Annotated in this window: 2 protein-coding genes and 1 riboswitch; both genes read right to left on the minus strand. The window is 43.7% G+C overall.

Annotated features, from left to right (window positions below; genetic code table 11):
- Positions 1 to 67: 67 nt before the first annotated feature.
- Positions 68 to 1,579, minus strand: coding sequence for an acetyl-CoA hydrolase/transferase family protein (locus tag H0Z23_RS08795; RefSeq protein WP_296869074.1), 1,512 nt, complete (start codon positions 1,577 to 1,579; stop codon positions 68 to 70).
- A 26-nt stretch (positions 1,580 to 1,605) separates the two neighbouring features.
- Positions 1,606 to 2,841: a YidE/YbjL duplication gene (locus H0Z23_RS08800; RefSeq protein WP_296869075.1), complete on the minus strand. Its 1,236-nt coding sequence runs from the start codon at positions 2,839 to 2,841 to the stop codon at positions 1,606 to 1,608.
- 136 nt (positions 2,842 to 2,977) lie between these two features.
- Positions 2,978 to 3,178, minus strand: a riboswitch (cobalamin riboswitch).
- Between the last annotated feature and the right edge of the window lie 69 nt (positions 3,179 to 3,247).

The following is a 3,247-nucleotide window of genomic DNA, read 5'->3' on the forward strand; positions in this document are numbered from 1 at the left end:
ACTTCCCGGTTTAAGGAAAGGAGCGATCACGAAGAAGTATTGGCAAATTTAAGTGAGTTTGAAGCAATTAACCAACTTTTGGCCTCATTCTTCCATATTTGAGGAAGTTTTCATGCCATTCAAAAACCTTATTCAGAAGGTGAGGAGTATGCTTGTATCTAGAGAAAAACGATGCCTCTCTGTAATAATCCCATAATTGGTCCTTAAAATCAGGATGAGCACATTTGTTGATAATCTGTCTGGCTCTTTCCTTGGGACTGAGACCCCTTAGGTCAGCTAATCCTTGTTCTGTGACTACGACATGTACATCATGTTCTGTATGGTCGTGATGGGAGACCATCGGGACTATTGAAGATATTTCACCGTTTTTGGCCACCGATTTGGTTGTAAATATGGATAAAGCTGCGTTCCTGGCAAAGTCCCCTGAGCCACCTATGCCGTTCATCATTCCACTGCCAGCTATATGAGTGGAGTTGACGTTTCCGTATATATCTACCTCTATAGCGGTGTTCATGGCTATAACACCTAGCCTTCGTATGACTTCAGGATTGTTGCTTATCTCTTGGGGCCTCAAAATAGCTCGGCGTTTGTATGTATTTAGGTTCCTGTAGAAATGGTCCAGCTTTGAGGGAGAGATGGTAAAGGAAGTTCCTGAGGCAAAAGAAACTTTACCTGCATCTATTAGGTCTAAGACTGCATCTTGAAGGACCTCAGAGTAGATTTGCAAGTTTTCAAAGTTGGATTCTTTAAAATTAGCTAGGACAGCATTAGCAACACTACCTACCCCAGATTGAAGAGGCAACAAATTTTTGGGGAGCCTTCCCTTTTTGATCTCAAATTCTAGAAAGTCCATGATGTGTCCCGCTATGAGTCTAGCGTCTTTATCTATATCAGCTACTTTGTTGGTTGAATCTTTCTTTTGGCTTAAGACGATAGCGGCTATTTTATCTTTTGGACATGGAATGTAAGGGAGCCCTATCCTGTCTGATACTTTACGTAGTGGAATAGGTTCCCTGAAAGGAGGGTCCCCGACGTTATAAATATCGTGTATTCCCTCCAATTCAGCGGGTTGGGCTAAATTTATTTCCACTATCACTTTTTCTGCCTTCTGTATAAATACGTTCGTTGCGCCAACCGAAGTTGAGGGGACAATACCCCCATCTTCGGTAATGGCTACGGCTTCCACGACGGCGACGTCGATGTTGCCTAGGTAGCCATATTTTATAAACTGTGGCAAATGGCTCAAATGGATATCACAAAAATCAATCTCCCCAGAGTTTATTCCTGCCCTGCAATCGTTATTTGTCTGGTAAGGGTATCGTTTTTTGATGATTTTCCCCCTTGCCAGTTCTCCATCAAGTTCATCACCGGTTGAAGCGCCAGTTATCACTGTTAACTTAACTTTTTGTCCCTTTTTGGCCTTATGGGCTAATGCCTGAGGTAAAGCTTTGGGATAACCAGCAGGCGTGAACCCACTACAAGCCACCGTCATGCCATCTGTGATCAGTTTAACGGCATCTTCAACAAACATAATTTTGCCTTTCAAAGACCTTTCTCTAACTCTTTCGCAGGCTTTCAATATGATCACCTCTTTAAGTAGTGGTTTTATAAAGCCGGTAACCTGAAAATCAATTTTGTAAAAAGAACCATACCCAAAAGGGCAAAAGGATAAGTTGCTCCATATCCCAAGACGGGATCGTTACTTCTGATAGCCTCTAAGGATGCTCCCAATCCTGGAGTAGATGTCATACCTCCACAGATTGCGCCTACGAGCAATACCCAATTCATTTTGAAGAGATATCTTCCCAGTAAAAAACCGGTGGTTATCGAAATTAGCCCTATTAATAACGATGCTAAAAGGATGGCTAAAGCCCCAGAATCAAGGGAGCCAAAGAAAGTCCCCCCATATTTAAGGCCTACTGTTGCCAGGAAGAAGAGAAGGGAAAGGGACCTGATTTTCGTTAAAAGTTTCTCGTTGGCGTGGAAGCTCAATGAATATATGTTGCCTTTGTATCCTAAAAATAGAGATGTCAAGAGCACACCACCAGTGGTGCCGAGCTTAAAAAAGTTCGTTCCACATAGTGGTATATTTATTTTTCCCAGCATGTAACCTAATAGGCAACAGGTGGCCAAACCCAAAGAGGATGTTATTGTGCTAGGTGATTGGGCAGCATCGTGTGATTTATGGGTTTCTTCGTTTCCCACCTCTGATTTATATGCGTTAATTTCTCTTTTTATGTTTATTTTGAATAACATAGGCAATAATTTGATGGAAAGGATGACCGCAAAGACGCCTATTGGATAGCTCAACGCGTAGCCCAAGCCCACTTCGGAAGTGTAGGCGTTAATGCTACCCTTAGGAATAGCTTCTGCGGCGGTTTCCAGGGCGGAGGCAAGTCCTGGTGAGCTAGTGAGAGCACCAACATATACTCCAGCGGCATGGCCTCTATCTACGGAGTCTAGAGCCAGGAATGCCGCGTAACTTGCTAAAGCCCCTGCGAAAGTGATAACAATGCCCAAGATTGCGAACTTGACTCCATGTTGTTTGAGGACGGCTTTGAGTTTTTTAGCTGCGAGTAGCCCTACAGAAGCAATAAATAGCATTAGGCTTATTTGGAGGTACCAACCAGAAATCGTAGATGGGTTATTTCTTATGTCCAGGCTAATGTATTTCGCCACTTTCTGGAAAAGAGGAGCAAGGAAGATACCCGAGACGAGCGCTCCAGATTCCCCAAGGCTAAAATCTTTAAACCTGACTTTACCTATCAATGCTCCTATAAGTGCAGCAAAAAGAATAAACGCTATGGGATATATTTGTGTTAGCAAGCTAACGTCTTTCACCCTATTACCTCCTTCCGAATTTGTTTTTAAAAATAAAAAAAGTGCCTCCCCACAGAGGAAGGCACTAAACAACAAACCTATAAGCGATTTATTTAGCAACGATCGCTTCAGGCGCACCAACCATCCTCGTGGTATTGTGTGCTCCTGCGTCATTGGCAGGTCTCCTGGCTCCGATTCATCGCTCAGCCGAACCTTCCCATCGCAGACCTGCGACAGTGGCAAATCATCGACTGAACTCCTCGTTACAGTGGCGGGACCGCGCCGGACTTTCACCGGACTTCCCTTTTAATCCTGCTCCCAGAGAGGGGAAGCAGGAACCAACAACGCGCAAAATATGCAGTTTTTATTCTGCCGGGAGTTTACCCCAACTGTTGTTTTTTGTCAAATTTTTTGTCCTGTGTTGTTA

This window comes from Thermovirga sp., from assembly GCF_017656375.1.
In the GTDB taxonomy this organism is placed as follows: Bacteria; Synergistota; Synergistia; order Synergistales; family Thermovirgaceae; genus Thermovirga.